The organism is Acidihalobacter yilgarnensis (assembly GCF_001753245.1).
Lineage (GTDB): Bacteria > Pseudomonadota > Gammaproteobacteria > DSM-5130 > Acidihalobacteraceae > Acidihalobacter > Acidihalobacter yilgarnensis.
On the sequence record NZ_CP017415.1, the window covers coordinates 1,536,135 to 1,562,393 of the forward strand.

The 26,259-nt window shown below is 57.1% G+C and carries 24 protein-coding genes and 1 pseudogene; 21 read left to right on the plus strand and 4 right to left on the minus strand.

Annotated features, from left to right (window positions below; translation table 11 throughout):
• Positions 1 to 35: 35 nt before the first annotated feature.
• From BI364_RS07385 to BI364_RS07415, 7 genes and pseudogenes are all read left to right on the plus strand, one after another.
• Entirely contained in the window at positions 36 to 464 is a 429-nt protein-coding gene (locus BI364_RS07385) for a hypothetical protein (protein WP_156782656.1), read from the plus strand.
• Positions 465 to 552: 88 nt separating this feature from the next.
• Complete coding sequence (locus BI364_RS07390; RefSeq protein WP_070077351.1) at positions 553 to 1,308, plus strand: cytochrome c oxidase subunit II; 756 nt, start codon at positions 553 to 555, stop codon at positions 1,306 to 1,308.
• 426 nt (positions 1,309 to 1,734) lie between these two features.
• Positions 1,735 to 3,227 (plus strand): annotated as a pseudogene (locus tag BI364_RS17325) (cytochrome c oxidase subunit I).
• A 52-nt stretch (positions 3,228 to 3,279) separates the two neighbouring features.
• Positions 3,280 to 3,849 (plus strand): hypothetical protein, encoded by a 570-nt coding sequence (locus BI364_RS07400; RefSeq protein WP_070078192.1) that lies wholly within the window; start codon positions 3,280 to 3,282, stop codon positions 3,847 to 3,849.
• Positions 3,850 to 4,244: 395 nt separating this feature from the next.
• Complete coding sequence (locus tag BI364_RS07405; RefSeq protein ID WP_197495938.1) at positions 4,245 to 5,372, plus strand: porin; 1,128 nt, start codon at positions 4,245 to 4,247, stop codon at positions 5,370 to 5,372.
• 100 nt (positions 5,373 to 5,472) lie between these two features.
• Positions 5,473 to 6,435: an IS5 family transposase gene (locus BI364_RS07410; RefSeq protein ID WP_070078194.1), complete on the plus strand. Its 963-nt coding sequence runs from the start codon at positions 5,473 to 5,475 to the stop codon at positions 6,433 to 6,435.
• Positions 6,436 to 6,747: 312 nt separating this feature from the next.
• Complete coding sequence (locus BI364_RS07415) at positions 6,748 to 7,203, plus strand: bacteriohemerythrin (RefSeq protein ID WP_156782658.1); 456 nt, start codon at positions 6,748 to 6,750, stop codon at positions 7,201 to 7,203.
• Between the two features lie 314 nt (positions 7,204 to 7,517).
• Here BI364_RS07415 and BI364_RS07420 read toward each other — a convergent pair whose 3' ends face one another.
• Entirely contained in the window at positions 7,518 to 8,480 is a 963-nt protein-coding gene (locus BI364_RS07420; protein ID WP_070078194.1) for an IS5 family transposase, read from the minus strand.
• 420 nt (positions 8,481 to 8,900) lie between these two features.
• Here BI364_RS07420 and BI364_RS07425 point away from each other — a divergent pair, with 420 nt between their 5' ends.
• Complete coding sequence (locus BI364_RS07425) at positions 8,901 to 10,523, plus strand: methyl-accepting chemotaxis protein (protein ID WP_070078195.1); 1,623 nt, start codon at positions 8,901 to 8,903, stop codon at positions 10,521 to 10,523.
• An 84-nt stretch (positions 10,524 to 10,607) separates the two neighbouring features.
• Complete coding sequence (locus tag BI364_RS07430; protein WP_070078196.1) at positions 10,608 to 11,168, plus strand: hypothetical protein; 561 nt, start codon at positions 10,608 to 10,610, stop codon at positions 11,166 to 11,168.
• 66 nt (positions 11,169 to 11,234) lie between these two features.
• On the opposite strand, the gene cysB is transcribed toward BI364_RS07430, so the two are convergent.
• Positions 11,235 to 12,293 carry an HTH-type transcriptional regulator CysB gene (cysB, locus tag BI364_RS07435; RefSeq protein ID WP_083251532.1) on the minus strand — a complete coding sequence of 353 codons (1,059 nt, stop codon included), beginning with the start codon at positions 12,291 to 12,293 and terminating at the stop codon, positions 11,235 to 11,237.
• Positions 12,294 to 12,512: 219 nt separating this feature from the next.
• Here cysB and BI364_RS07440 point away from each other — a divergent pair, with 219 nt between their 5' ends.
• From BI364_RS07440 to BI364_RS17850, 10 genes are all read left to right on the plus strand, one after another.
• Positions 12,513 to 13,265 (plus strand): sulfite exporter TauE/SafE family protein, encoded by a 753-nt coding sequence (locus BI364_RS07440; protein ID WP_070078198.1) that lies wholly within the window; start codon positions 12,513 to 12,515, stop codon positions 13,263 to 13,265.
• Positions 13,266 to 13,284: 19 nt separating this feature from the next.
• A complete protein-coding gene (locus tag BI364_RS07445) occupies positions 13,285 to 13,998 on the plus strand; it encodes a phosphoadenylyl-sulfate reductase (RefSeq protein ID WP_070078199.1) in 714 nt (237 codons plus the stop codon).
• Positions 13,995 to 17,471, plus strand: a complete 3,477-nt coding sequence (locus BI364_RS18305; RefSeq protein WP_197495940.1) for an NADPH-dependent assimilatory sulfite reductase hemoprotein subunit — start codon at positions 13,995 to 13,997, stop codon at positions 17,469 to 17,471. Before BI364_RS07445 ends, BI364_RS18305 begins: the two co-directional genes overlap by 4 nt.
• The gene (locus BI364_RS07460; protein WP_070078201.1) at positions 17,468 to 18,100 is read left to right on the plus strand and encodes a peroxiredoxin; all 633 of its coding nucleotides are present in this window, start codon (positions 17,468 to 17,470) and stop codon (positions 18,098 to 18,100) included. Before BI364_RS18305 ends, BI364_RS07460 begins: the two co-directional genes overlap by 4 nt.
• Positions 18,101 to 18,102: 2 nt before the next feature.
• Positions 18,103 to 19,527: a siroheme synthase CysG gene (cysG, locus tag BI364_RS07465; protein ID WP_070078202.1), complete on the plus strand. Its 1,425-nt coding sequence runs from the start codon at positions 18,103 to 18,105 to the stop codon at positions 19,525 to 19,527.
• A gap of 301 nt (positions 19,528 to 19,828) precedes the next feature.
• Positions 19,829 to 20,731: a sulfate adenylyltransferase subunit CysD gene (cysD, locus tag BI364_RS07470; RefSeq protein ID WP_070078203.1), complete on the plus strand. Its 903-nt coding sequence runs from the start codon at positions 19,829 to 19,831 to the stop codon at positions 20,729 to 20,731.
• On the plus strand, positions 20,731 to 22,611 hold the full coding sequence (gene cysC / locus BI364_RS07475; protein ID WP_070078204.1) for an adenylyl-sulfate kinase: 1,881 nt from the start codon (positions 20,731 to 20,733) through the stop codon (positions 22,609 to 22,611). The genes cysD and cysC overlap by 1 nt, the downstream gene beginning before the upstream one ends.
• Positions 22,608 to 22,781: a hypothetical protein gene (locus BI364_RS17845; protein WP_156782659.1), complete on the plus strand. Its 174-nt coding sequence runs from the start codon at positions 22,608 to 22,610 to the stop codon at positions 22,779 to 22,781. The genes cysC and BI364_RS17845 overlap by 4 nt, the downstream gene beginning before the upstream one ends.
• A complete protein-coding gene (locus BI364_RS07485) occupies positions 22,778 to 23,107 on the plus strand; it encodes an IS3 family transposase (protein WP_070078205.1) in 330 nt (109 codons plus the stop codon). Before BI364_RS17845 ends, BI364_RS07485 begins: the two co-directional genes overlap by 4 nt.
• A gap of 2 nt (positions 23,108 to 23,109) precedes the next feature.
• A complete protein-coding gene (locus BI364_RS17850; RefSeq protein WP_407639352.1) occupies positions 23,110 to 23,274 on the plus strand; it encodes a DDE-type integrase/transposase/recombinase in 165 nt (54 codons plus the stop codon).
• 209 nt (positions 23,275 to 23,483) lie between these two features.
• Here the strand turns inward: BI364_RS17850 and BI364_RS07490 are convergent, their stop codons facing one another.
• Together BI364_RS07490 and BI364_RS07495 are read right to left on the minus strand one after the other, a co-directional pair.
• The gene (locus BI364_RS07490; RefSeq protein ID WP_070078206.1) at positions 23,484 to 23,951 is read right to left on the minus strand and encodes an RES family NAD+ phosphorylase; all 468 of its coding nucleotides are present in this window, start codon (positions 23,949 to 23,951) and stop codon (positions 23,484 to 23,486) included.
• Positions 23,948 to 24,499 (minus strand): antitoxin Xre-like helix-turn-helix domain-containing protein, encoded by a 552-nt coding sequence (locus BI364_RS07495; protein WP_070078207.1) that lies wholly within the window; start codon positions 24,497 to 24,499, stop codon positions 23,948 to 23,950. Before BI364_RS07495 ends, BI364_RS07490 begins: the two co-directional genes overlap by 4 nt.
• A gap of 201 nt (positions 24,500 to 24,700) precedes the next feature.
• Between BI364_RS07495 and tnpA the strand changes: the two genes are divergently transcribed.
• Together tnpA and BI364_RS07505 are read left to right on the plus strand one after the other, a co-directional pair.
• Positions 24,701 to 25,144 carry an IS200/IS605 family transposase gene (gene tnpA / locus BI364_RS07500; RefSeq protein WP_070078208.1) on the plus strand — a complete coding sequence of 148 codons (444 nt, stop codon included), beginning with the start codon at positions 24,701 to 24,703 and terminating at the stop codon, positions 25,142 to 25,144.
• Complete coding sequence (locus tag BI364_RS07505) at positions 25,141 to 26,256, plus strand: RNA-guided endonuclease InsQ/TnpB family protein (protein ID WP_070078209.1); 1,116 nt, start codon at positions 25,141 to 25,143, stop codon at positions 26,254 to 26,256. Before tnpA ends, BI364_RS07505 begins: the two co-directional genes overlap by 4 nt.
• Positions 26,257 to 26,259 lie beyond the last annotated feature (3 nt).

The window sequence follows — 26,259 nt, forward strand, 5'->3', positions numbered from 1 at the left end:
CCCAAACAACACAGCCGACGTCGTCTGGACAAGTGATGGCTGATGGCTATCACCATTACACGATTGATGAGCATAATTTCTACTACACACCTAGTCATCTCGTCTGGCACGTCGGGGAAAAAGTAGAAATCACACTGGACAACCGTAACCATGCGCGCCCCGGTCTGAATCATCAGTGGAACATGGGTCGCGGTTTGGCATCGGATGCAACGGGTTTCGTGGAACACCGCGAACCGACAGGTTGGAAGACCAATTTCTTTGCGGGCGTGACCATCAACACCAAGTCTGGTGTGGAAAAAATCCAAAAGGATTTTTCGGTCAGCCTGACGCCGGGACAACACTTCACCTTCAAGTTCATCGTGCCGAACAAGCCCGGCAAGTGGACGTATGGCTGTTTCCTCCAGAACGGTCAGCATTTCATGGATGGTATGCAGGGTGTCGTTGATGTTAAGCCCTCAATTTAGGGTGTGGCAGATAAAAATCAGTAGGAAAAATAATAACTATTAGCCGTGCGGGTGGTGTCAAGGGGGCCTTGGCCGAGGTGTATTTTTAATGAAAAGAAATCTTTGGAGAGACTTCATCAACGTCGTCATTATCTGGGCGATATTGATACCGATCGCGCAGACCTTTGTATTCTGGTCTGTCGATCATTTATGGCCGGCAGTGGCGAGTCTGCAGGGAGAGATCACCAAGGACGCGATCACCTTCATTTACCACGTGACGGTGATGGTGTTCATTCTGGTGACCGTGCCCTTCGTGTATGCCGCGATCGTGCATCGGGTGCCGCTGGACGACAAGCAGAGTGCACAGATTCACCGCCACGCGTTCGGCCCGTTCACCCTGGCCTGGTTGGGGATTTCGATCATGATCAACACGGTCGTGTTCGTGTATCCGGGCATGGTTGGTCTGGAGCAGCTGTGGAATATCGCAGCCGACGCCAAGGACCCGCTGGTCGTCGACGTGACCGGTCAGCAGTGGCAGTGGACGTTCAGCTATCCCAAGCAGGGCGTGATGAACTCGCGCGTTCTGGAGGTGCCGGTTGATCAGCCGATCAAGTTCATCGTCAAGACCGATGACGTCATGCACTCCTTCTGGGTGCCCATCTGGGGAATCAAGCAGGCACTGGTGCCTGGCGAAACCCGCTCGATCGTGATCACGCCGACCGAGGAAGTCACCACCGATCAGAACCCGTTGGCTCGCGTGCAGTGCAGCTGGGACTGCGGACTGGGCCACGCGCAGATGCGCGCCGTGGTGAAGGTGGTGTCGGACAAGGAATTCCAGGCATGGGTTGCCAACCAGAGCTTCTAAGCATCGCCCCTACGAACGACTCAGTCATGACAAGAGGACTATGAGATGTCATCGGTAATTTCATCAAGTCAGAATAGGGCCGGCAGCCCGCGAGGGATCACCTTCGCAGACTGGTGGCCGCTAGCCCGCGGAGTGCTGTGGGCCGGCATCGGCTATATGATCGGCACGCTGATCGTGGCCTTAATCGAGCATGGTTCGCTGGCATCGCCGCGCGAGCTGACGGCGGGCTACATTTTCGGCCTGATCGGTTGGTTCATGGGCATTGGCGTGTGGGAAGGCTGGGTCAAGCCCTCCTTCGGCGGTGAGGAGACCTGGGTCAACAAGGGCGTGGGGCGTTACTTCCGCTTCGGCACCGAGGCCAAGGCCACCGCGACCCGCTACACGATCTTCGCGATCGCGACCTTCTTCATCGCCGGTATGCTGGCGATGGCCATCCGTATCGACCTGTTGTCGCCGAATGGCATGTTCTTCGCGAACAAACAGCAGTACAACGAAGCCTTCAGTATCCACGGCACGTTGATGCTACTCGCGGTTGCGGCCTTGGCAATCCTCGGCGGCATCGGTAACTACATGTTGCCGCCGATGATCGGCGCGCGTCAGGTGGTGTATCCGAAGCTGATGGGCATCAGCTCTTGGTTCGTGCCGCCGGCGGTGGTCGCGGTTGCGATGAGCCCGATGGTGGGTGGCTACGAGAGCGGCTGGATGGGCTTTCCCCCCTGGCGCAGCTCGGCGGCACCGGCATCATCTTCTACTTCTTGGGTGGAGCGACCTTGCTACTCTCCTCCTGGGCGGGCGCGATCAACTTCACCGCAACGCTGGTCTTCATGCGCGCGAAGGGTATGACTCTGTCGCGTGTGCCGATGTTCGTTTGGGGTATCGTCGGGTCGTCCGTGCTGTTGATTATCTTTGTGCCTTATACGGCAAGTGCCTTCCTGTTCAATATGTTCGACATGATCGTGGGGACGAAATTCTTCGCGCTCAAGGGCGGGATTACGCTGGCTTACCAGGACATGTTCTGGTGGTTGTTCCATCCCGAGGTCTACGTGTTCGTGCTGCCGGTCTGGACGCTGTGGCTCGATATTATCGTGGTGAACTCGCGCCGTAGCCTGTTCGGCCGTGGTTGGGCGATCGCGGGTGTCATCGGCATCGTGGCGATTTCTGGCGCAGTGGGCGTGCACCATTTCTTCACCCAGGTTGGCGACGTGCGCTTGCCGATCATCATGGGCGTGACCGAGATGGTGTCCGTGCCGACGGGCTTTTTCTATCTGGCGGCGATCGGCACCCTCTGGGGCGGACGCATTCGGATGACCTCGCCGATGTTGCTCGTGCTGATGTCGATGGTGAACTTCCTGATCGGCGGTCTGACGGGTGTGTTCAACTCCGACGTGCCGGCTGATCTTCAGATCCACAACACCTTCTTCGTCATCGGTCATTTCCACTACACCATTCTTGGAGCGATGCTGTTTACTTGGATAGCCGCGCTGTATTTCTACTTCCCGAAGGTCACGGGACGTATGGTGAACGAGTTCTGGGCGAAGTTTCATGGCTGGTGGTTCTTCATCTTCTTCAATGCCACTTTCTTCCCCATGTTCATTGCGGGTATCGACGGCATGAACCGCCGTATCGCGACCTATCTGCCATACCTGCAGCCGATCAACGACTGGATCTCGATCAGCGCGTTCCTGCTCGGCGCGGGCTTCCTGATTCCGTTGGTGAACCTGGTCTACAGCTACTACCGTGGCCCGATCGCCGGCGACAATCCCTGGGGCGCCAAGACCCTGGATTGGCAGATGCCGACGCCGCCGCCTTATGAGAACTTCCCGTTCGGCAAGGACCCCGTGGTGCTGAGCGATTTCTACAACTACGAGGAAAATGCGCCAGATCCGGTGATCTGGGTGGAGACCAAGCAGGGCGCCTAAGGCGCCTTGCAGGTCCGCGACACGACCAAATACCTGTTGAGGAAATAAGGCAATGGAACTAGACGAAGCAAAGGCCTACGTGAACGGGATTCTCGATCCCGCCCCAGCGCGCGCCAAGCGTGGCGCGTTCGGGCTGATCCTGTTGTCGTCGACGATCTTTTTCATCCCGCTGTTTGCCGCGCGCTTTTTGTGGGCCTACGCGGACAAGCCCGCGGGCATCAACTACGTCTTTTGGACGGTACTCACCCTGATCATGATCGCAAGCCTGTTCCCGACCTCGGGTGCGGTCAAGGCGGCCTATCAGGGCGAAAATAGTGGCATCGCGCGCAATCTCTCGATTGCACTGCTGATGATCACGCTCGTGGCCATCGGGATCATTTATCAATGGTTCACCGGCACGATCCCGATCGATAGCCGTTACGGCGAGAACCTGTACACCGACACGGTCGCCTTCATTTTGATGATGTCCCTCGCGCACTTTGCCTTCATGGCTTACGTGTCGGCGAGTTCGAAGGGCAAGATCCGCGCCGCACAGGCCTGGAAAATCCATAACGCGGTGGATTTCTGGCGCCTGCTGGTCGTCATGTGGGTCCTGTTCTATGTGATTTATTTCATTATCTGATCGCGTGGAGGTCAACGAGATGGCTATCCCAGCACATTCGCATGCACTACCGCATATGCATATTCCAGCATTGCATTTCATCATCCCTCACACCGTTGGTTTGCCGGCGTGGTGGTGGACGGGAACATTCATGCTGGTCCCCTGGACGTGTTTTACCGTATTCCTGCTTTGGTTTTATCGGAATGCGCGTAAGGAAGAAGAATTCCGTATCTGGCATACGGAGAAGACACTTAGTTAGCGATATGATCTTTAGTTTTTACCTAAATTAATAATTGTTCGTGACTGCGGAGTTCAGGCGATGCTCAGTCACATAAGCTAATCCTGATCTAAGTAGAATGTGTTTCTAACGGATGGCCTTAAAATTGGCCAAATTATTTCCCCAAGGAGTTATGACCATGAAGAAAACCCTTATCGTTGCCGCGGTGGGCGCGGTGATTGCGGTACCCGTCGTTGCACAGGCGGATGTGACCCTGTACGGTAAATTCGAGCCATCGCTCGACTACCTCAACACCAACACCACCGGTGGCGTGACCAACGGCAGCTCGACCAGCAAGAGCATCTCTGGGTTCTCCCTGAACAGCTCGCGTTGGGGCGTCAAGGGTTCCGAGGATTTGGGTGACGGCCTGCGCGCGCTGTTCCAGGTCGAGAGCACGATTTCCACCGACGGCAAGGCCGCACTGGGCAACCGCAACACCTTCGCGGGCATCGCCGGCGGCTTCGGTACGGTGATTGCCGGTCGTCACGACACTCCGATGAAGAGCCTGGGCCGTGCGGTCGACCTGTTCGGCGATCAGATTGGCGACAGCCGTAATCTGATCAGCGGCAAGTACAACGGCAGCGTGGGTTTCGATTTGCGCGTACCGGATGTGGTCGCCTATGTCACCCCGCAGATAGGCGGTTTCAAGGGTGTGGCGGCCTATGTGTTTGATGGCGGCGTCAGTAACGCAGGGACGTACAGTCTGCTGGGCGAATACAAGATGGGTCCGATGATGGTCGGCCTGGCCTACGAAAGCCACGGCAAGGGCCTGTACAACGGTGGAAGCGGAACCACTGCCTCGCCCTATACCTACGGCACGAATGCCGAGACGGGCGTGCGTTTGGCGGGCAGTTACAAGATCGGCGCCTTCAAGCTGGTGGGCCTGATCGAGCAGCTGACCAATCTGGGTGGCTATCAGAACGTCGGTACCACCTCCACGAAGTCCAAGGCCGTCGTGTATGGCCTCGGTGGGATGTACACCATGGGCTCGAACGCGATCAAGGCGCAGGTGTACCAGGCCAACCCGGATGGCAGCAACAACAACTCCACGATGTTCGCGATCGGCTTTGATCACACCTTCAGCAAGCGTGTGATGGCCTTTGTCGATTATGCGCACATGACCAACCAGAGTGGCGCGCACATGAACGTGTGGGGCGGCGGTCATGCCGCTACTTACGTCGATGCGACCAATAGCGCGGCAGGTATTTCCGTGAAGTCCGGCAAAAATCCCTATGCCATTTCCACTGGCATGATGATCAAGTTCTAAGTATCCGAGCCAGACGCGATTATCGCTTAGGGCAACGCTGAAAAAGTCTCTTACCTCTGCGAAAGTTGAGTTGCTCTGACAACCAATGGGGACCGTAACGATGAAACAGCAGACACTGGCGATGGCAGCGGACTCAGGCGAAGGATTCGAGGTCTATCGGCGGGCGACGCGTCGTGATGTGTTTCTATCGACGATGGAGGAACTCGTGCCGTGGTCCGCGTTGTGTGCGGTGATCGAGCCCCACTACCCGAAGGCAGGGAAAGGTCGTCCACCGGTGGGGCTGGAACGGATGCTGCGGATGTACTTCGTGCAGCACTGGTTCAACCTGGCTGACGAGGCGTGTGAAGAAGCGCTGCTGGACAGCACGTCGCTGAGGCGATTCGTGGGCATTGATCTGGGCCGCGAGCGGGTCCCGGATGGAACGACCCTGCTGAAGTTTCGTCGCCTGTTGGAGCAGCACGACCTGGGTGCGACGTTGTTCGCACAGGTCAATCAGACCCTGCAGGATCGGGGCCTGAAGGTCGGTACTGGAACGATCGTCGACGCCACGATCATCGGTGCGCCGAGCTCGACCAAGAATGCCCACAAGACACGTGATCCCGACATGCATCAGACCCGCAAGGGCCAACAGTGGTATTTCGGTATGAAGCTACACATCGGTGTGGACAGTCGTACCGGCGTGGTGCACAGCGCGGCGGTCACCGCCGCCAACGTGCACGACAAACACCTGCTCGCGGACCTACTGCACGGCGAGGAGCGTCGAGTCTATGGCGATAGTGCCTACGCCAGTCAAAAAGCGCTGATTCGGGCGCATGCCCCTCGGGCGAAGGACTTTACCAATCAACGCATCAGCAAGCGTGGCGAAGTTGACGAGGCCGAACGTTCGCGTAACCGCAACAAATCGCGGATCCGGGCCCGAGTCGAGCACGTCTTTGCGGTGGTGAAGCGGCTGTGGGGGTTCAGCAAAGTGCGCTACCGGGGTTTGGACAAGAATGCCAACCGCAGCTTCGTGGTCCTCGGGTTAGCTAACCTGTACCTATCACGGACCCGAGTACCCACCTGATAGCGCGTTGAGGGCCCACAACGTGCCTCAAGGCGCGAGAAGGGTGAAAACCGAGAGCAAAAACCGGGATCTAGACGTCTGATCAGGGGCAAAACTGATCAACCTTGAGGGTTGATTGATTGTGTCGACTTATTCAGCGTTGCCTTAGATAAACTTTGTGTAGAAGTTTAGACAAGCAAAGCGAGCGATGGGTTGAATACACACTTAAATGCGGTGTTGATGACGGCGCCGCCTCCCCAGCCCAATATAGGGAGGCGGTTGTATAATCGCCTAATTTTCGGCACCTCAAATCACATCCGATAGAGGTTATTAATGACCATTAAATGGACGGATGATCTGAGCACAGGCATCAGCGTGATCGACAAACAGCACATGCGAATAATAGATTACATAAATGAGCTTGAAGATTCACAGAAGAATCACGACAGAGAGAAGGTATCTAAAATACTGGGAGACTTGATTGATTATACGTTGTCACATTTTGCCTTTGAAGAAAGCCTACAGGAAGAGGCTGGATATCAATATTCCAAGCCTCACAAAAAAGTGCATGAATTATTTGCCCGGCGAGTTAGCGAATATTCAGAAAGATTTAAGCTTGGGGATGATGTTTCTGAAGAAGTTCATGGTCTTCTAAGATCCTGGTTAATCAACCATATCAAGCAAGATGACATGGATTATGTGGGGGTGGTAAGAAATTATATGAGTGCTATAAATAAAAACACGGAGAGCCGTAATGAACATGGATGGCTCAGGCGATTTTTTGGATAACATTAACTATAATAGTAGCGAAGATTCCCAATCAGAATGCTATTTTGAATATTTTATTATTTGCGTTAATGGGGTTGCCTCGAGCGATAATCTTATCTTATAAATCTAAACAGATTAGAGATTATAGAAACGAGGCGCAAAGAATGTCTTAATGTATCATCGGACGTTAGGGCAACGCTGAATAAGTCGACACAATCAATCAACCCTCAAGGTTGATCAGTTTTGCCCCTGATCAGACGTCTAGATCCCGGTTTTTGCTCTCGGTTTTCACCCTTCTCGCGCCTTGAGGCACGTTGTGGGCCCTCAACGCGCTATCAGGTGGGTACTCGGGTCCGTGATAGGTACAGGTTAGCTAACCCGAGGACCACGAAGCTGCGGTTGGCATTCTTGTCCAAACCCCGGTAGCGCACTTTGCTGAACCCCCACAGCCGCTTCACCACCGCAAAGACGTGCTCGACTCGGGCCCGGATCCGCGATTTGTTGCGGTTACGCGAACGTTCGGCCTCGTCAACTTCGCCACGCTTGCTGATGCGTTGATTGGTAAAGTCCTTCGCCCGAGGGGCATGCGCCCGAATCAGCGCTTTTTGACTGGCGTAGGCACTATCGCCATAGACTCGACGCTCCTCGCCGTGCAGTAGGTCCGCGAGCAGGTGTTTGTCGTGCACGTTGGCGGCGGTGACCGCCGCGCTGTGCACCACGCCGGTACGACTGTCCACACCGATGTGTAGCTTCATACCGAAATACCACTGTTGGCCCTTGCGGGTCTGATGCATGTCGGGATCACGTGTCTTGTGGGCATTCTTGGTCGAGCTCGGCGCACCGATGATCGTGGCGTCGACGATCGTTCCAGTACCGACCTTCAGGCCCCGATCCTGCAGGGTCTGATTGACCTGTGCGAACAACGTCGCACCCAGGTCGTGCTGCTCCAACAGGCGACGAAACTTCAGCAGGGTCGTTCCATCCGGGACCCGCTCGCGGCCCAGATCAATGCCCACGAATCGCCTCAGCGACGTGCTGTCCAGCAGCGCTTCTTCACACGCCTCGTCAGCCAGGTTGAACCAGTGCTGCACGAAGTACATCCGCAGCATCCGTTCCAGCCCCACCGGTGGACGACCTTTCCCTGCCTTCGGGTAGTGGGGCTCGATCACCGCACACAACGCGGACCACGGCACGAGTTCCTCCATCGTCGATAGAAACACATCACGACGCGTCGCCCGCCGATAGACCTCGAATCCTTCGCCTGAGTCCGCTGCCATCGCCAGTGTCTGCTGTTTCATCGTTACGGTCCCCATTGGTTGTCAGAGCAACTCAACTTTCGCAGAGGTAAGAGACTTTTTCAGCGTTGCCTTAGGTGGTTTGATGCAGATATAGAGGTCTTGAAAAAATACATTTGCCGAAGTCATATCGTGTGTAGGAAAAAATTTATAAATACACTGAGTTAGATGGAATTTTTAATGCGCTTATGACTGATGCGTGGACTTGGCATGCGAGTACACTAGGCGCCATAGACGATTGTCATGCGAATGAGTGCTTTTTGCTCAAGTCGCCATTATTCGATATGGCTATTTCTGAAAATTAGATGATTTTATTGAGCGGAGCTGACGATACGATTTCAGATCGTAAATTAATTTCTCTTCCAGAATAAACAACCGGGGGTCGTCGTCCGTGCACTCAAACGATAAGCAGGCAGGTCTCAAATGAAAAAAAACTTTCCGATCAATCATATAGAACATAAGTATGATGAAGATGAAGTGCTAATTTCATCCACTGATCCTGCCGGGGTGATTACCTACAGCAATGACACCTTTGCAAAGGTCGCCGGTTTTGAGCTCAATGAACTATTAGGTAAGAGCCATAATATTGTAAGGCACCCCAATATGCCACAGGCGGCTTTCACAGATCTTTGGCAGACGATCAAAACTGGGCGTCCTTGGATGGGCATCGTACAGAATCGCAGCAAGGATGGTGGCTGCTATTGGGTTGACGCCTATGTGACTCCCGTTTATGAGAACGGGCGTTGTATGGGGTATGAATCAGTGCGCGTAAAGCCACGCGAAGCAGACCGTGCGCGTGCTGAAAAACTCTATCATGGCTTGGGACCTGCAGCGACGGATGGCGGAAGGGGCGCCTCTACTCAAGAGGCTACTAAAATGGTGGCAAAACTGAGTCGTCGCAATCGATTCGATGATATCGAAGCGCGAATAAGCATAGTCGTAAGCTGCATTTTTATCGCATCACTTGCAGCCCTTATTCTCCATACGCCTAGCTACGTGATGATGCTATTGATGATAGGCCTCGGCTTCATTGCATTGCTTTCCATCAGGTTTATTATGCGCCCTCTTCGTGAGCTGATCGATACGGTTCATAAGGAAATTGTAGATAATCCGATCATGCAAGCCGTTTACAGCAATCGAAAAGGAGAGGTAGGACAGATAGATGTTGCCTTGCAACTGCTCCGTGCCGGGCAGCGTACGATACTGCGCCGTGTAGGCGAACATGCTGATAAATTGCGTGATGCCGCCGAGCAGTCGGTCGCCGAACTCTCACTTGCAGTTGCACAGGTTGAGCATCAACATCTCCAGACCGAGCAAGTTGCCACGGCAGTTAACCAAATGGCTGCGACCGTGGTGGAAGTTGCCCGGAATACTGCGGCTGCCGCGAATGCTGCACATCGCGCTGAAGTTGAAACGGCCAATGGGGAAATGGTGACAAAAGCCCTTACTCAGATCATCGAAACCTTGGCCGATGAAGTCGCTGATGCGGTCGAGGTTATGGCACAGTTACTTAAGGATAGCGAGAACATTACCAAGGTCACTGATTTAATTAATCAAATCGCTGAGCAGACGAGTTTATTGGCACTGAATGCTTCTATCGAGGCGGCACGCGCAGGTGAGCATGGTCGTGGTTTTGCCGTCGTCGCCAGCGAGGTTGGAGAATTATCCAAACGTACTCAAAAAGCAACGATCGAAATCGGTTTTCTCGTTGATGGATTTCGAAAATCCGTAGACAAAAGCACACAGAATATGAGTTCTAGCAAACTCCTTTCTGATAAAGGTGTGGGTAGTGCAAGAAATGTGGTATCCGCCTTGGAATTGATTTCTCAGGCAGTTGATGTCATCAACACGATGAATACGCAAATAGCCACCGCTGCAGAAGAGCAGAGTACAGTGGCCGAGGAAATCAATCGTAATGTGGTCTTGATACGGAATTCTGCAGAACAAACGGCAACCACAGCTAACCACACAATGAACCTGTCAGTCGATTTGATCAGCTTGGCGAACGAATTGGACTCTCTGATCGAAAGATTCGAACATAAATGATGCATTCGTTTGGTGCGGTCATTCCATTATGTATGGTCTTCTATCTAGGAGCATCTCTACGACACGTCACAGACGGGAGGCGATATGCTTAATCAACACATTTTGGTAGCTGATCCAGTCAAGGAAGATGATGAGTATTTCATGCCCTCGCAAATTGAAGTTTTTATCGAGTGTGACGACCACGTCGATTGGGCCATACTCGAAAGAGACATCGGCGATGTGCTTGGAAAATGGCAAGATGTACCGCCTTACTACGGGCATTATCTTGTTCGTTATACAGATGCGCGCAGCCGTCTCATCATCGCTCAAGCGGAATTGACGACTCCTGGGAATGCCGTCGAAACACCGGAACTGGTAGCTTGGCGCGACAGATTAGGGGAGCGATTCGCAGATGTTTACCGTATTCAACCCGTTATCCTCGCCGATGTTACGGATGACATCATGGATGAACTGAATGCCGTGATCACAGTGCTCATCAAAGACATTATCGATGAGCTCAACCTTGATGTGGTTGAGCAGGCAATCGAATTGGGCAACTCCGAACTTATGCGATTGGCGGAGCTGTCCGGTGTTGACACACACCTTCTACGCGAAGCCATGTCTATTCGTGATCAATTGATGGAAACTCTCAGCAGAGCGATATAACCTTAGGGCCGCTCAGCCTAAAAGGCTAAAGGCTCAAACTGAGGATTTCTAGCGCTTATCAAGATGCTAGCCCCGCGATTCTGCGTTTATTTGCGCACTCTTTTGGGGCGTAGGATTGGTTGCCCCCTGATGCATCCGGCTCTCGGTGACGCGAATCAAATAGGGCAGGTGGGCCTTGAAGAGGCGCTTGCCCTTTCCGGTGTCCTGCGATAGCAAAGCGACATCAATACTCAGCTTGTCGAGATGCGGCGCGAAGCGGTGGATGAAATCGTACATTGGCGGGCTGAGCACCAGTCCGCGCCGCAGCCCGATACTGGTGACTTCGTCCTGAAACAGGTGTCGGATGTCGATGCAGGCCAGATCGGTGTCGCGCATGGGTTCGTAGGCCATGCGGGCGATGATGCCGACGCCCAGGCCGCTCCGGACGTATGTCTTGATGACCTCAGCATCCGTCGCCGTGAGGACTAGGTTGGGTTCGAGGCGCCGCCGCGCGAAGGCCTCGGTCATCTTCGAACGGTCGGCGAAACTGAAAACATAGGTGATCAGCGGGTAGCTGGCGAGATCTTCCAGCGTCGGCCGTTGGATCTGAGTCAGCGGATGATCTTTGGGTACGACCACGGCTCGATTCCAGAGATAACAGGGAAATAGAACCAGCTCGTCAAAGTGTTCCAGACCCTCGGTGGCGATGGCGATATCCACCTTGCCGGCCGCCGCGAGTTCTGCGATTTGATCCGGTGTGCCCTGGTGCAGGTTCAAGCTGACGGCGGGGTAGCGTGCGCGAAAGGCTGAAATAACGTCCGGCAACGCGTAGCGGGCCTGGGTATGCGTGGTGGCGATCGACAGGGTGCCGGTGCCCGGTGCGGTCAGTTCCCGAGCGATCCGTCGTGCGTTGTCGGTCTCGTTTTGTATGCGTTCCAGATAGGGCAGGATGCCGCGTCCGAATGCGGTCAGGCATGTGAGCTGGCGCCCGCTGCGTTCGAAGATTTGAGCCCCGAGTTCGTCCTCAATCTGTCGGATCTGTTTACTCACACCCGGTTGCGAGGTGAATAGCGTCTCGGCGGCTGTGGATACGTTCAGTCCATTGCGCACGACAGCGCATACACACTGTATCTGGCGAAGTTTCATCCGTTTCTCTCGCTTGAATGCAATGTCATTGAGGGGCTGTATTTGAAAGCGTCGAAGGCTATTTTCGAGTGTTTGTAGGCGTAAAAAACGAATTACCATCATTAACCACTTGAATAACAGTCATATTCCATAAGGATATATGCAGTGCATTATTTATTCTTTGCCTAGAATAAGTCAATTCAATAGTATCGAATCCACATCACTGCAACTGGAAAGATCGTGGATTGGATACTCATCGCAACCGGTTTATTGGTCGCCACCTTAGTCACCCTAACGGGTGTGGGTGGTGGTGCACTGATGACACCAGTTCTCATCTTGGGTTTCGATCTGCCTCCGGCCATGGCGGTAGGGACTGACCTGCTTTATGCGGTGTTCACCAAGAGTGGGGCGGCGCTGTCTTACGCGCGGGATCGGCGTGTCGATTGGCGTGCGGCCGGATGGATGCTGGCGGGCAGCGCGCCTGCCGTGATCCTCAGCACCGCAGTGCTTATGTGGTTGGGAAGCAGCCAGGCACAGGACAGGCGAATTCGTGTGGCTATCGGTCTCGCGTTGATTTTGAGCGTCCTCAGCATGCTGCTGCGACGACAGACGGTTCTTGAGGATTCGGTAACCCGCACGATCCATCCCGCTTGGTTGGGAGGTGCTGGTGCGGTTATTGGCTCGCTGGTGGCAGTGTCGTCTATCGGGGCAGGATCGCTCGGCATGGCAGTACTGACCCGACTCTATCCAGGGCGTTCGGTACGCGAGCTCGTCGGCACCGATTTGGCGCTGGCCGTGCCGGTTGCCGCGCTGGCCGCAAGCGGGCATGGATTTCTTGGGCAGGTGGACTGGCGTGTTGCCCTCAATCTGGCGATCGGTGCCGTGCCCGGCATCTGGATCGGACGACATCTGCTCCATCGCTTACTCGAGAAATGGTTGCGGTTGATTCTGGTCATGGTGCTGATCGGGGCTGCCACCCGACTGATTGTTTGAATTGTAAGGAGGAACCCGTATGTCAAATTTTCCCGATACTTTAGAAACCAAGATCGAGCGTACCGTCGCGATTCTTCGGCGTGCGGTTCTCGAAAACGCACCCGTTGCCTTTGCTAGCAGCCTGGGTGCTGAAGACATGGTGCTGACTGATCTGATCTATCGGCACACATCCGCTGTCAGCGATTTTACGCTGGATACCGGTCGTCTGCCGGCGGAAACCTATGAATTGCTCGAGGCCGTTAAAGTACGCTACGGGCGTGCCCCGAGGGTGTATTGCCCGCAGGCGGAAGCCATCGAGGCCTACGTCGATGCCAACGGGCCCAACGGCTTTCGCAACAGCGTCGCACTGCGCAAGTCCTGCTGCGCGATCCGCAAGATTGAACCGTTACGCCGGGCGCTCCGCGGCCATAAGGCATGGATTACCGGCTTGCGTCGCGAGCAGTCGGTGACGCGTCAGGTGCTTGAATCGCGAGAGTGGGATGCCAGCAATGGCCTATTCAAATACAACCCGCTTGCCGATTGGCGCGAGGAAGACGTTTGGGCCTACCTCCGAGCCTACAACATACCCTACAACCGCCTGCACGATCAGCATTACCCGAGCATCGGCTGCGCGCCATGCACGCGCGCCATCGCGCCGGGCGAGGATATACGCGCCGGCCGCTGGTGGTGGGAGCAGCCGGAATCCAAGGAGTGCGGATTACATTTGCGAGCGGCTGAGGAACAGGATGTATGAGCCAGATCATCGAATGTTCTCGCCAGGTGGCGGTGCCGGTACTTGACGCACATCAGCTTCACGATTTGCGCCGCTTTGCCGACACACTCAACTCCGATCAGTTGCTGTGGGCCAGCGGCTATTTTGCTGGTTTGCAGGGCGCTGTCATGCCGGCAGCTGCCGCGGAAGATGCCACCGAAGCCGTACGCGTGGCGGTCCTCTACGGATCGCAGACAGGTACCGGTGCAGCCCTGGCCACCCGTGTGGCCGAGCGTATCCGCACTCAGGGCATCGAGGCTGAAGTGCATGACATGCTGCGCTATCGCCGAGTTCGTCTACGCGAGGATGACAACTTGTTGCTGATCGTGAGCACGCACGGTGACGGTGACCCGCCCGACAGCGCGCAGGAACTGCTTACCTTATTCACCGGCGCCAAGGCGCCTAATCTTGATAACACCCGGTTCGCTGTATTGGCCCTGGGAGATGCCAGCTATCCCAGATTCTGCCAGGCGGGCAAAGATTTTGATCAGGCACTGGGCGCGGCCGGCGCCAAGCGTCTGGTCGAGCGCGTTGATTGCGATGTCGATTACGAAGCCGCCGCCGAGCAATGGATAACCCGCGTGCTGGGTGTACTGACGGCCGAGCAACCGTCCGCGTCACGCGGGCTCAACTTATCGACCCGTCAAGTGACACGCCCAACCTGGACGCGTCACCAGCCGTTTATGGCGCCATTACTGGAAAAAATCCCACTTAATGGCCGTGGTTCGACTCGGGAGGTGTGGCATTTGGCGCTGGACCTGGACGGTTCTGAGCTGGATTTTGCGGCCGGCGACAGTCTGTCGTTACTGCCGTCAAATCCCTCTGCTTTGGTCGGGGCGCTCATCGAGCACCTCGGTCTCGACGGTGATGTGACGATCAAGACTTCGCAGGGCGACCATACGCTGGCCGCCGCGCTGACATCAAATTACGAGATCACCCGCCTGACGCGGCCCTTTGTCGAACGTTACGCGGCAGTGGCTGAGTCGGGCGAGCTGCACGGACTGGCGGCGAATGTCGAGGCGCTTGCCGCGTGGATGGACGGCCGCGACGTGCTAGATGTGATTCAAGAGTACCCGGTGCGTGGGGTGGATGCACAAGCTTTTATCGAGATGTTGCGGGTTCTGCCCGCGCGGCGCTACTCGATCGCGTCAAGCCCACTGGCCTATCCCGGCGAAGCGCATCTGACGGTGGCGCCGGTGCGTTACACCTGCCATGGCCGGGATCGTCTCGGTGTCACTTCCACAATGCTCGTGGATCGGCTCTCCGAAGGCGATTTCGTGCCGGTGTTCCTGGACGGGCATGCAAACTTCCGTCTACCTGAGCACGGTAAACGTCCGATCATTATGATCGGCGCCGGTACCGGTGTCGCGCCTTACCGTGGCTTTTTGCAGGAACGCGAAATGCTCGGCGCAGAGGGGCGAAACTGGTTGATCTTCGGCGATCGCAACCGCAGGACCGATTTCCTCTATCAGCGCGAATGGCTGCAGTGGCTCGACGACGGGCGGCTCACGCGACTGGACGTCGCCTTCTCGCGTGATCAACTGAGCAAGGTTTACGTGCAGGATCGCCTGCGTGAAAAGGGCAGTGATATTTATGCCTGGCTGGAAGAAGACGCAGTCATTTATGTCTGCGGCGCGGAGCGCATGGGGCACGACGTGCACCAGGCATTGATCGAACTGGTCGGCACGGCCGGTGGCCTGTCTGCGGACAAGGCCCAGGCTTATGTCGAAGACCTCAAACACTCGGGAGATATCGCCGCGATGTCTATTAAAAAACCGCTATCAGACGTTGAACGCATCAAAGCCGCCAGCCGCGGTCTGCGTGGCAGTCTCGTCGAGAGCCTGGCGTTGAGCTACACCGGCGCCATCAAGGCCGACGACACACAGGTGATCAAGTTCCACGGCATCTACCAGCAGGACGACCGCGATGTGCGCGCCGAGCGTCAGCGTCAGAAGCTCGAACCGCTATACCAGTTCATGGCTCGTCTGCGACTGCCGGGCGGTGTGCTCAATGCCACTCAGTGGTTGGCGTTGAGCGCGATTGCGCGTGCCCATGGCAACGCCAGTCTGCGCATCACCAGCCGCCAGAGCATCCAGTTCCACGGCTTGTTCAAAGGTGACATCAAGCCGGCCCTGCAAGACCTCAAACATGCTTTGTTGGACACGATCAGCGCCTGCGGCGACATCAACCGTAACGTCATCGCCTGTGCCAATCCCAACCGTTCGCACCTGCATGGCGAGGTCTACAGCTGGGCGCAGAAAATTGCCGTACACCTGTTGCCTAAGTCGCGTGCCTATCATGAGATTTGGCTGGACGGCGAACCGGTGGTGAAGTCCGAGGAAGAGCCGCTGTACGGCGGAACGTATCTGCCGCGCAAATTCAAGATCGCCCTGGCCATTCCGCCGTCCAACGATGTTGATGTATTCGCGCACGACCTGGGTTTCATCGCCATTGAGGAGGATGGGCGATTGGCCGGTTTCAACGTCACGATTGGCGGCGGGTTGGGGCGCAGCCATGCGAATCCGGCGACCTATGCGCGGGTGGCCGACGTGATTGGCTTTTGCACGCCGGATCAGGTGCTTGCCGTGACCGAGGCCGTGGTGACCGCCCAACGTGACCACGGTAATCGAAGCGACCGCGCCCAGGCTCGACTCAAGTACACCATTGATCGCATGGGCCTTGCCCCCTTTGTCGCCGAGGTGGCGCGGCGCAGCGGCTTCGACCTTGCGCCTACGCGCCCTGCATGTTTCGACACATCTGGTGATGAGTTCGGCTGGGTCGAGCATATCGACGGTACGGCCAGTCTCACGATGTATGTACCGGGCGGACGCGTGATTGATGGTCAGCCCGGTCTCCTGCCGATGAGTGGCCTGGACGAACTGGTGCGCGCGCACGGTGGTGAACTGCGCCTGACCTGCAACCAAAATTTGGTGTTGGTCGGTGTGACGTCCGCCATGCGGCCAGAGGTCGATGCCGTGCTGGAACGCTTCGAACTTGACCTGGCGCCGCGGCGTACGCCATTGGAAACCGGTGCCATGGCCTGCGTTGCACTGCCAACCTGCCCGCTGGCGATGGCCGAGAGCGAGCGTTACCTACCCGTGTTGTTGACGCGTTTGAATGCATTGTTGGGCGAGTGTGGCCTGGAACGGGAAGCGTTGTCGCTGCGCATGACTGGCTGCCCCAATGGCTGTGCTCGACCGTATCTCGCCGAGATTGGCCTGATCGGCAAGGCGCCAGGCCTCTACGACCTGTATCTCGGTAGTGACCGCGCCGGTACCCGCCTCAACACGCGGGTGCGCGAGTCGCTGGATGAGGACGGCTTCATCGACACCCTGCGTCCCCTGCTGACGCGGTTCGCACAGGAGCGCCTGCTGGGTGAAGGCTTCGGCGATTTTCTGCACCGCCTCGATTTGCTCGGGGCTACTTCAACCCTCAAACAAGGAGTGACTTCATGAGCCTGCAACTCAACCAGATCGTGCCCGATTTCCAGGTCGAGACCACCGAAGGGCCGATTGGCTTCCACGATTGGATCGGCGACCAGTGGGCGGTTCTGTTCTCTCACCCGGCTGATTACACCCCCGTGTGCACCACCGAGCTTGGCGAGGCCTCACGCCTGCAGCCAGAGTTCGCCGCGCGCGGAGTCAAGCTGATTGGGCTGTCGGTCGACCCGCTGGAGGATCATCACGGTTGGGCCGATGACATCCGCGCGACTCAAGGCTACGCCCTGAACTTCCCGTTGATCGCCGACCGGGACCGAGTCGTCTCCAGTCTATATGGCATGGTGCATCCCGAGGCCGATCCCAAGGTCACGGTGCGTGCGGTATTCATCATTGACCCGCAAAAACGCCTGCGTCTGAGTTTCACCTATCCGCCGTCGGTGGGGCGCAACTTCGATGAGATCCTGCGTGTCATCGACGCCCTGCAAACCAGCGACCGAGCGACGGTGGCCACGCCGGTGAATTGGAGGCCGGGCGAGCCGGTGATCATTCCGCCATCAATTTCCGATGAAGAGGCTCGAAAGCTGTTCCCGCAGGGCTGGGATGCCCCCCGTCCATACCTGCGTTACACACGGCTACCGAGCTGAGCATGGACTGGTATCCCGTTTTTTGGAATCTGCGCGGCAGCGCTGTCTTGGTAGTGGGTGGCGGCAAGGTTGCGGCACGTAAAACCAAGGCGCTGCTGCGCTCTGGCGCAGCCGTGAGCGTGGCGGCCGAGCGTTTGGGTGATGAATTACGCCACGAGCTGGAGGCGGGACGCATCGTGCATCTGGCCGGCGCCTATACCGGCCAGGTGCTCTCCGCCCAGCGCTTAGTAGTCGCCGCCACTGACGATACCGAGCTTAATCACCGTGTCGCACGCGAGGCCCGCGAAGCGGGCATCCCCGTGAACGTGGTGGATGATCCGCAGCACTGCGACTTCATACTGCCAGCTATCGTCGACCGTTCGCCGTTGCTGATCGCCATTTCCTCTGGCGGGCGAGCGCCGATGCTCGCTCGCCACGTCAAGACTTGGCTCGAGGCGCGGCTGCCACACTCGCTCGCGGCGGTTGCCGAGCTCATGGGGCGGCTGCGTGGGCGGGTCAAGAAGCGTTTCTCCACAGTGTCCGCAAGGCGCGCATTCTGGGAACGCATGCTGGATGGGTTTGAACTGACGCAAATCGATGCGGACAGGGTGCGTGATGCCTGGCGCAGTGTGAAACAGGATGCCGGAATGGCAATGCCGTCGGTGGCGCTAGTCGGTGCCGGACCCGGCGACCCCAGCCTGCTCACGCTCAAGGCACTGCAGTTGATCCAGGGATGCGACGTGGTGCTGTACGACGCACTCGTGTCCAAGCCGATTCTGGACCTGGTGCGTCCCGAAGCAGAGCGCGTGTTCGTCGGCAAGCGTGCCGGCGGCGTGCACACACCGCAGGCGGAAATTGAGCGGCGGATGATTGCCTATGCCCGCCGCGGTTTGCGCGTGGTGCGTCTCAAGGGCGGCGATCCGATGATTTTCGGCCGTGGGGGCGAGGAGATACAGGCCCTGACCCAGGCGAGCATCCCATTCGAGGTGGTGCCGGGGATCAGTGCCGCCAATGGCTGCGCGGCTTACGCTGGCATTCCACTGACCCATCGCGAACATGCGCATACCTTGGTGATCACCTCGGGCTGTGCTCACCCCGACGGTAGCGAGCACGATTGGACGGCTCTGGCCAAACCGCAACACACGTTGGTGTTCTACATGCCGTTGCACGAGCTTCGTCGTATCTGTGCGCAACTCGCCGCACACGGCCTGCCAACTGACTGGCCGGCGGCGCTGGTGATCGATGGAACGCAGCCTTCACAGCGCGTACTCCGGGGGACACTGGTATCCCTGCCGCAGTTAGCCGAAGAGGTTGGTGTTGCCGCGCCCGCCATCCTGATGGTCGGCCAGGTCACCGCACTGACTGAACAGTTGCATTCGCACGGCACACCATCTGTCATCAAGGATGATGCGCAAGAGCGACGCGAGGCCGTATATGCAATGCTTTGAAATTTCACACTCACATCACCACGCCAGCTTGTCTATCAACACCTATGGCTTTTAGACGCTGGACCGCCTGCGCTGCAGTAAAAACCGTGCCCCATTCAATACACTTGCCGTACCCGAAGGCTTCTGCCCGCGCGGAACTGAGACTCACTGTAGCGATGCCTCTCTTGGTCGATCGCCAGCATGTGCTTCCGTCTCGCCCGTGTCATCGCGCGACACCTGTGACACTGCCCATGCTGAGGGCAGCGCGTACCGAAGCATCAGACATTTTTAGTAGCGCCGTAGACCTAAAGGACTTTGCTCAATGTCATCAATTAACCAACTAGATTTGCTCGAGGCAGAAAGCATCCACATCTTCCGCGAGGTGATGGCCGGCTTTCAGCGGCCGGTGATGCTGTACTCGATCGGCAAGGATTCCTCGGTGCTGCTGCACCTGCTGCGCAAGGCGTTTTATCCAGCGCGCTCGCCGATCCCGCTGCTGCACGTCGACACCACCTGGAAGTTCCGCGAGATGATCGCGTTCCGCGAACAGGTGGCGGCGACTGGCGACGTCGAGGTGCTGGTGCATATTAACCAGGACGGCGTGCGCCAGGGCATCTCGCCCCTGACCCACGGCTCCACCGTGCATACCGACGTGATGAAGACCGTCGGGCTGAAGCAGGCGCTGGACAAGTACGGCTTCGATGCAGCGATCGGTGGCGCCCGCCGCGACGAGGAGAAGTCGCGTGCCAAGGAACGCATTTTCTCGTTCCGCAATGCGCAGCACCGCTGGGACCCAAAGAGCCAGCGCCCAGAATTCTGGAACACCTATAACACGCATATCCGCAAGGGCGAGAGCGTGCGGGTGTTTCCCATCTCCAACTGGACCGAGATGGACGTGTGGCTGTACATCCAGCGCGAGAATATCGAAGTCGTGCCGCTGTATTTCGCCAAACCACGTCCGGTGGTCGAGCGCGACGGCGCACTGATCATGGTCGACGACGAGCGCTTCACCCTGAACGAGGGTGAGCGGATAGAGATGCGCGAAGTGCGCTTCCGCACACTGGGCTGTTATCCGCTGACCGGCGCGGTGGAATCCTCAGCCGATACGCTGGAGAAGGTGATCGACGAGATGACACGTTCACGCAGTTCGGAACGGCAGGGACGCGTGATCGATCAGGACCCGACCGCGTCGATGGAACGCAAGAAGCAGGAGGGCTACTTCTGATGGCTATGCAGGACCCCAATTTTAACTCCGCACTCGCCAAGGGCCTGTTGCGCTTCATTACCTGCGGCAGCGTGGACGACGGCAAGAGCACCTTGTTAGGACGCCTGCTGTACGACGCCGGGATGGTGCCGGAAGACCAGCTGGCCGCGCTGGTACGCGATAGCCGACGCCAGCACGATGATGTCGGCGACCAGCTGGATTTCTCCCTGCTTACCGATGGGCTAGATGCCGAGCGCCAGCAGGGCATCACCATCGACGTGGCATACCGCTACTTCCATACCGTGCGACGCAGTTTCATCGTCGCCGACTGCCCCGGCCACGAGCAGTACACCCGCAACATGGCCACCGGCGCCTCCAACGCCGAGCTGGCGGTGGTGCTGGTGGATGCACGCAAGGGCTTGTTGCCGCAGACGCGTCGCCACACGTACATCTGCAGTCTGCTCGGCATCCGCAAGGTGGTGTTGGCGGTGAACAAGATGGACCTGGTCAGTTTCGACCAGACGACCTATCAGTCCATCGTGGACCAGTATCGCGAACTCGCACGGGACCTCGGTATCACCGAGGTGCACAGCCTGCCCGTTGCCGCGCCAACTGGCGACAACGTCGGTGTGCACTCGGAGCGCACACCGTGGTATGACGGTGCCACCTTGCTCGAGTTGCTGGAAACGATCGACGCCGCGCCATTCCGCGCAGAAGACTTCCGCATGCCGGTGCAATGGGTCAATCGTCCGGACCAGTCCTTTCGCGGTTACGCCGGCACCCTCTGCGGTGGCAGCGTGGCCCTTGGCGACGAGATCGTGGTGCAGCCAGGTTTGCATCGCGCGCATGTCGATCGGATCGTCTGCGCCGGTGCCGATGTTGAACATGCAGTGGCCGGGCAGGCGGTGACGCTGTGTCTCGGGCGCGAGGTCGACGCCAGCCGGGGCGACGTGATTGCTGATGCACGGCGCCCGGCGCCGGTGGCCGACCAGTTCACTTGCCACCTGCTTTGGCTGGGCGATGTCGCCTTGCTGCCCAATCGCACCTACTGGCTGAAGATCGGCACGCGAACCATCAATGCGCGGGTGATGTCGATCAAATACAAGGTGGACGTAAACAGCCAAGCAAAACTGGCCGCCCGGCATCTGGATCTCAACGAGGTGGCCAGCTGCACGATCGGACTGGACGAAAATATCGCGTTCGAGACGTATGCCACCAACAGGACGCTGGGTGGCTTTATCCTAATTGATCGGCACAGCAACGCCACGGTGGCCTGTGGCATGCTGGATTTCGCGCTCGAACGATCGTCCAACGTACACTGGCAGCACGTTGATATCGACAAGGCGGTGCGCGGTGCCAACAAGGGCCAGCATCCGCTGTGCCTGTGGTTTACCGGCCTGTCCGGCGCGGGCAAGTCGACCGTGGCCAACCTGGTCGAACGCAAGCTGCACGTACTGGGTTATCACACCTATCTGCTGGACGGCGACAACGTGCGCCATGGCATCAACAAGGATCTAGGCTTCACGCCAGAAGACCGGGTCGAAAACATCCGTCGCATTGCCGAAGTAGCACACCTGATGGTAGACGCCGGTCTGATCGTGTTGGTCAGTGCGATCTCGCCGTATCGTAGTGAACGGCGTTCGGCGTGCGAGTTGTTCGCAAAGGGCGAATTCTTGGAAGTGTTCGTCGACGCCCCGCTGGAGGTCTGTGAACAGCGCGACCCCAAGGGCCTGTACCAGAAGGCTCGAGACGCCAAAATCCGCAACTTCACCGGTATCGATGCGCCATACGAGCGGCCGGAGGCGCCCGACGTGCACTTGCTCAACACTGGCAAGCGCGCCGAGCAGTTGGCTGAGCAGCTGGTTGAACAGGTCATTGGTTTGCTGCGGAGTGGACATTGAAAGAGCAGTTGCTGGATAATACTTCGGGTGTTTTCGCAACGTCGCCCGACAAGCAAGCGGGGGCATCGGACCTCAAGGAGTTGCGCGCCAAAATCGGCCAGCAGGCCTTGGGAATCGATTTTTTGGCCGGCGCGCTCGGTCGCATCGGCGATGCGAGTGCAAAGCGATGATCGAGCGCACTCACAAGTTTCCCGTGCTACGCCAAGCGAAGCTTCTGGATGTCTCGCGTTCGTCGGTCTATTACTTGTCACAACCGACATCCGATGCGGATATGCAATTGATACGGCGGATCGACCCACTGCATCTTGTTCATCCGTTTGCGGGTGTTCGCATGCTGCGCGATCTGTTAAAATTGGAGGGCTTCAAAGTGGGTCGCAAGCACGTCGCGACGCCGATGAAAAAGATGGGCATTGAGGCACTTTACCGCAAGGCCAATACGAGCCGGCGCAACAGCGCGCACGGCGTATCCGCTATCCGTATCGGTTACACGGCCTGACCATCGACCGTGCGAACCAAGTCTGGGCGATGGACACGACCTACCTCCCGATGAGTCGCGGCTTTGTCTATTTGAGCGCAGTGCTCGACTGGGCAACGTGCCGGGTATTGGCCTGGCGCTTGTCCAACACGCGGACACCCGAGGCCTGTGTTGATGCGCTGGAGTAGGCGATCCTGAAATTAAGCCGTTCGCCTAAAGTGTTGTTTCTCTGCCATTAGCTATTTGGACTCTGCTTGTCAAAGTGTCTTTCAACGATACAAGCACACCCCCAGCTCCAGTTGCTCCCAGATACGCAGAAGCTGGAGCATTCTGGAGATTGACTCATACCCCTCCACCGAGGCTGGGGGTTATTGGTCAGGAGATTTAGCCGCCTGGATTAGAGAAGCCGGCTGTCGTAGGTCCACGGTCGTATCGCTTTTGCCTTTATCTTGCTTGCTTGAGGATGAGCCGGGTTGATCAGGACGTTCTGTTCCTCTGGCACGATCACAGAAGGCACCAATAGGATTTCGGAGCGGCCCGAGATCAGCCAGCCAGTCCCATAATCTTTACTCGAGTCTGGTTCGGGGTCATTCCAACCCTCTGGCGCGTCAGCTAGCGCCAGACCCTCTCTTTTGGCCCATGCCGCATCAGGTATCGTAATTTCCACGAGAAAGCGTGGCATAGGGAATAGGCGTTGGTTGAGATGAACCAGGGTTTCAAGTGCCGCAAGGGCAATAGATGTGCTGCTGTAAACAACGGGCACATCCTTGCTGTTCCAGCGTCCTCCAGTATGTGCTGAGCCGATGCCAGACAGGTCATCTACTTCGTAGTACGTGGAGTGGATCGCGATCCTCCAAACAATCACGCATAGGCCCCGGAGACGATCATCGACAACAGCTGAGATAGCCGCTGCGCACCCGCAACGGTGTCCATGTACTCGGCAGGCCTTTCCCCCTTGAGTGCGGGCAAGGGCGTTGTGAGCCAATGCGCAAGCAATACGCCCGACTCAATATCGGGATCTCCGCCTGTGCTTAGTAGCATGTCCTCCACCTTTCCGATCAACTTCATCAGCTCAAGCAGGCGTTCAGACTGTTCCGGCGTGAGTACGTCGTTATTCTTGAGTTTTCGCTTCATTGTAGAGGGCGGCAGGTGCAGCAGTTCGTACAGGTCTTCATTCGTTACCTGCATCGCTCGGGCCGCCTTCTCGATCTCCCGCACCGGGATGCCCTGACGGATCAGTAAGAGCAAATTATCCGTAGTAGTACGGTAGTAGGTCAGATATTGACTCACTGCCTGGTTGCGGTCGGCGCGTTTGGCCCGCGCTTTAGCTTTTGCGCGATCTCTGCGCAGGGTTAGTCCTGAAGCCGTGTGCGGTTTGGCACGCACAGTGTTCTCAAGTTTCCCGGGTTTCATTTCCTTCCTTTTGGAACTTTAATTTGTTTCATTTAAGACTTGTCGTGTGCAGGTGTCAACTGCTGCCGCGTCATAGCTGACATAGCGTACTCCTGCACGCTACTCCCTCCCCACGGCTAAAGCCGTGGGGAGGGATAGCGCAGGCGGCGGACAGCCGCCTTTGTGAGTATTATTCAATTTATATGTGTATAATACTCTGCGATGCACTATCGCTCAAATAACAACGTCGTTTTCGCCTGTCAGTACCACGTCATCTTCTGTCCGAAGTATCGACGCAAGGTGCTGGTGGGTGAGGTCGAACAGCGTCTCAAGGCAATCGCACGCGAGGTGGCCGCCGAGATGGATGTTGAGATCATCGAAATGGAAACCGACGTTGACCACATTCATCTGCTGGTGAGCGTTGATCCACAGTGGGGTATCGCACGTTTCGTCAAGACAATCAAAGGTCGCAGCTCGCGGATTCTGCGCTCCGAGTTTGCGCATCTTCGCAGTCGTCTACCAACTCTGTGGAGCAATAGCTATTTTGTCAGTACAGTCGGCGGCGCGCCGCTGGCGGTCATAAAGCAATATATTGAAAACCAGCAGACATCCGAGCGACCAAAAGAACGTGGGAAGTGGGCGCGGTATCTGGAATCAATGTCATGACCACGCAGCCTACAACCACCCTCAAAACGCTCAGCGTACGGGTCAAGGACAAGCACGCGAAAGTGCTCTCGCGTATGGCGTTCGAGGTCAATCAGGTCTGGAATCTCGCCAACGAATTGAGCTATGAGGCGTGGCATATCCCGGTGCCGGAGGTCGGTTGGGTGCAAGGTACATGGCAGCTCAGTGCCTTCGACATCCAGAAAGCCCTTGCCGGCATCAACAAGGCACACGGCTGGATGATCGGATCGGCCACGATTCAGGAAGTGATTGCCGTACACGGCAAGAGCCGCCACCAGTTCAAGTCCAGCAAGCTGCGCTGGCGCGTATCGAATGGGTCGAAGCGCAACCTGGGCTGGATACCGTTCAAAGCCAGAGCCGCACGTTTCGAGGGAGGGAAAGTGCGCTTCGCGGGCCAGAGCTTCGGCGTGTGGGACAGTTACGGCCTGGATAACTACAAGTTCAGGGCCGGGAGTTTTGCGCAGGATGCGCGAGGCCGCTGGTACTTCAACATCTGCGTCGAAGCTCCAGTTGAGAATCGCTTGCCCACGGGAGCCACAGCCATTGGCATCAATCTCGGCCTCAAGGACGTGGCGATCTGTTCGGACGGCGAGCGACTGGAAGCGAAGCGCCTCTATCGGTCGCTTGAAGCCAAACTGGGTATCGCCCAGCGGGCAGGAAAGACGGATCGCGTGCGCGCGATCCACGCCAGGATCAGGAACCGGCGCAAGGATGCGCTGCACCAGTTCAGCAGCCACTTGGTGAAAGCCAACGCTGCGATCTTCGTTGGCAACGTCAGCAGTTCCAGACTGGCTAAGACACGGATGGCAAAGTCCGTGCTGGATGCTGGCTGGTCGATGCTGCGAACACAACTCCAGTACAAGGCGATCGCGCACGGAGTCGTGTTCGAGGAAGTCAACGAAGCGTACACCACCCAAGCCTGTTCGTGCTGCGGTTCAATCGGCCAAAGCAGTCCGAAAGGTAGGGCAGGACTTGGAATAAGGGAATGGACCTGCGAGGACTGTGGTGCAGTCCGCGACCGCGACATCAACGCGGCCCGGAACATTCTCGCGCTGGGACATCAGCGTCTCGCAGGAGGAATCCCCCGGCTTTAGCTG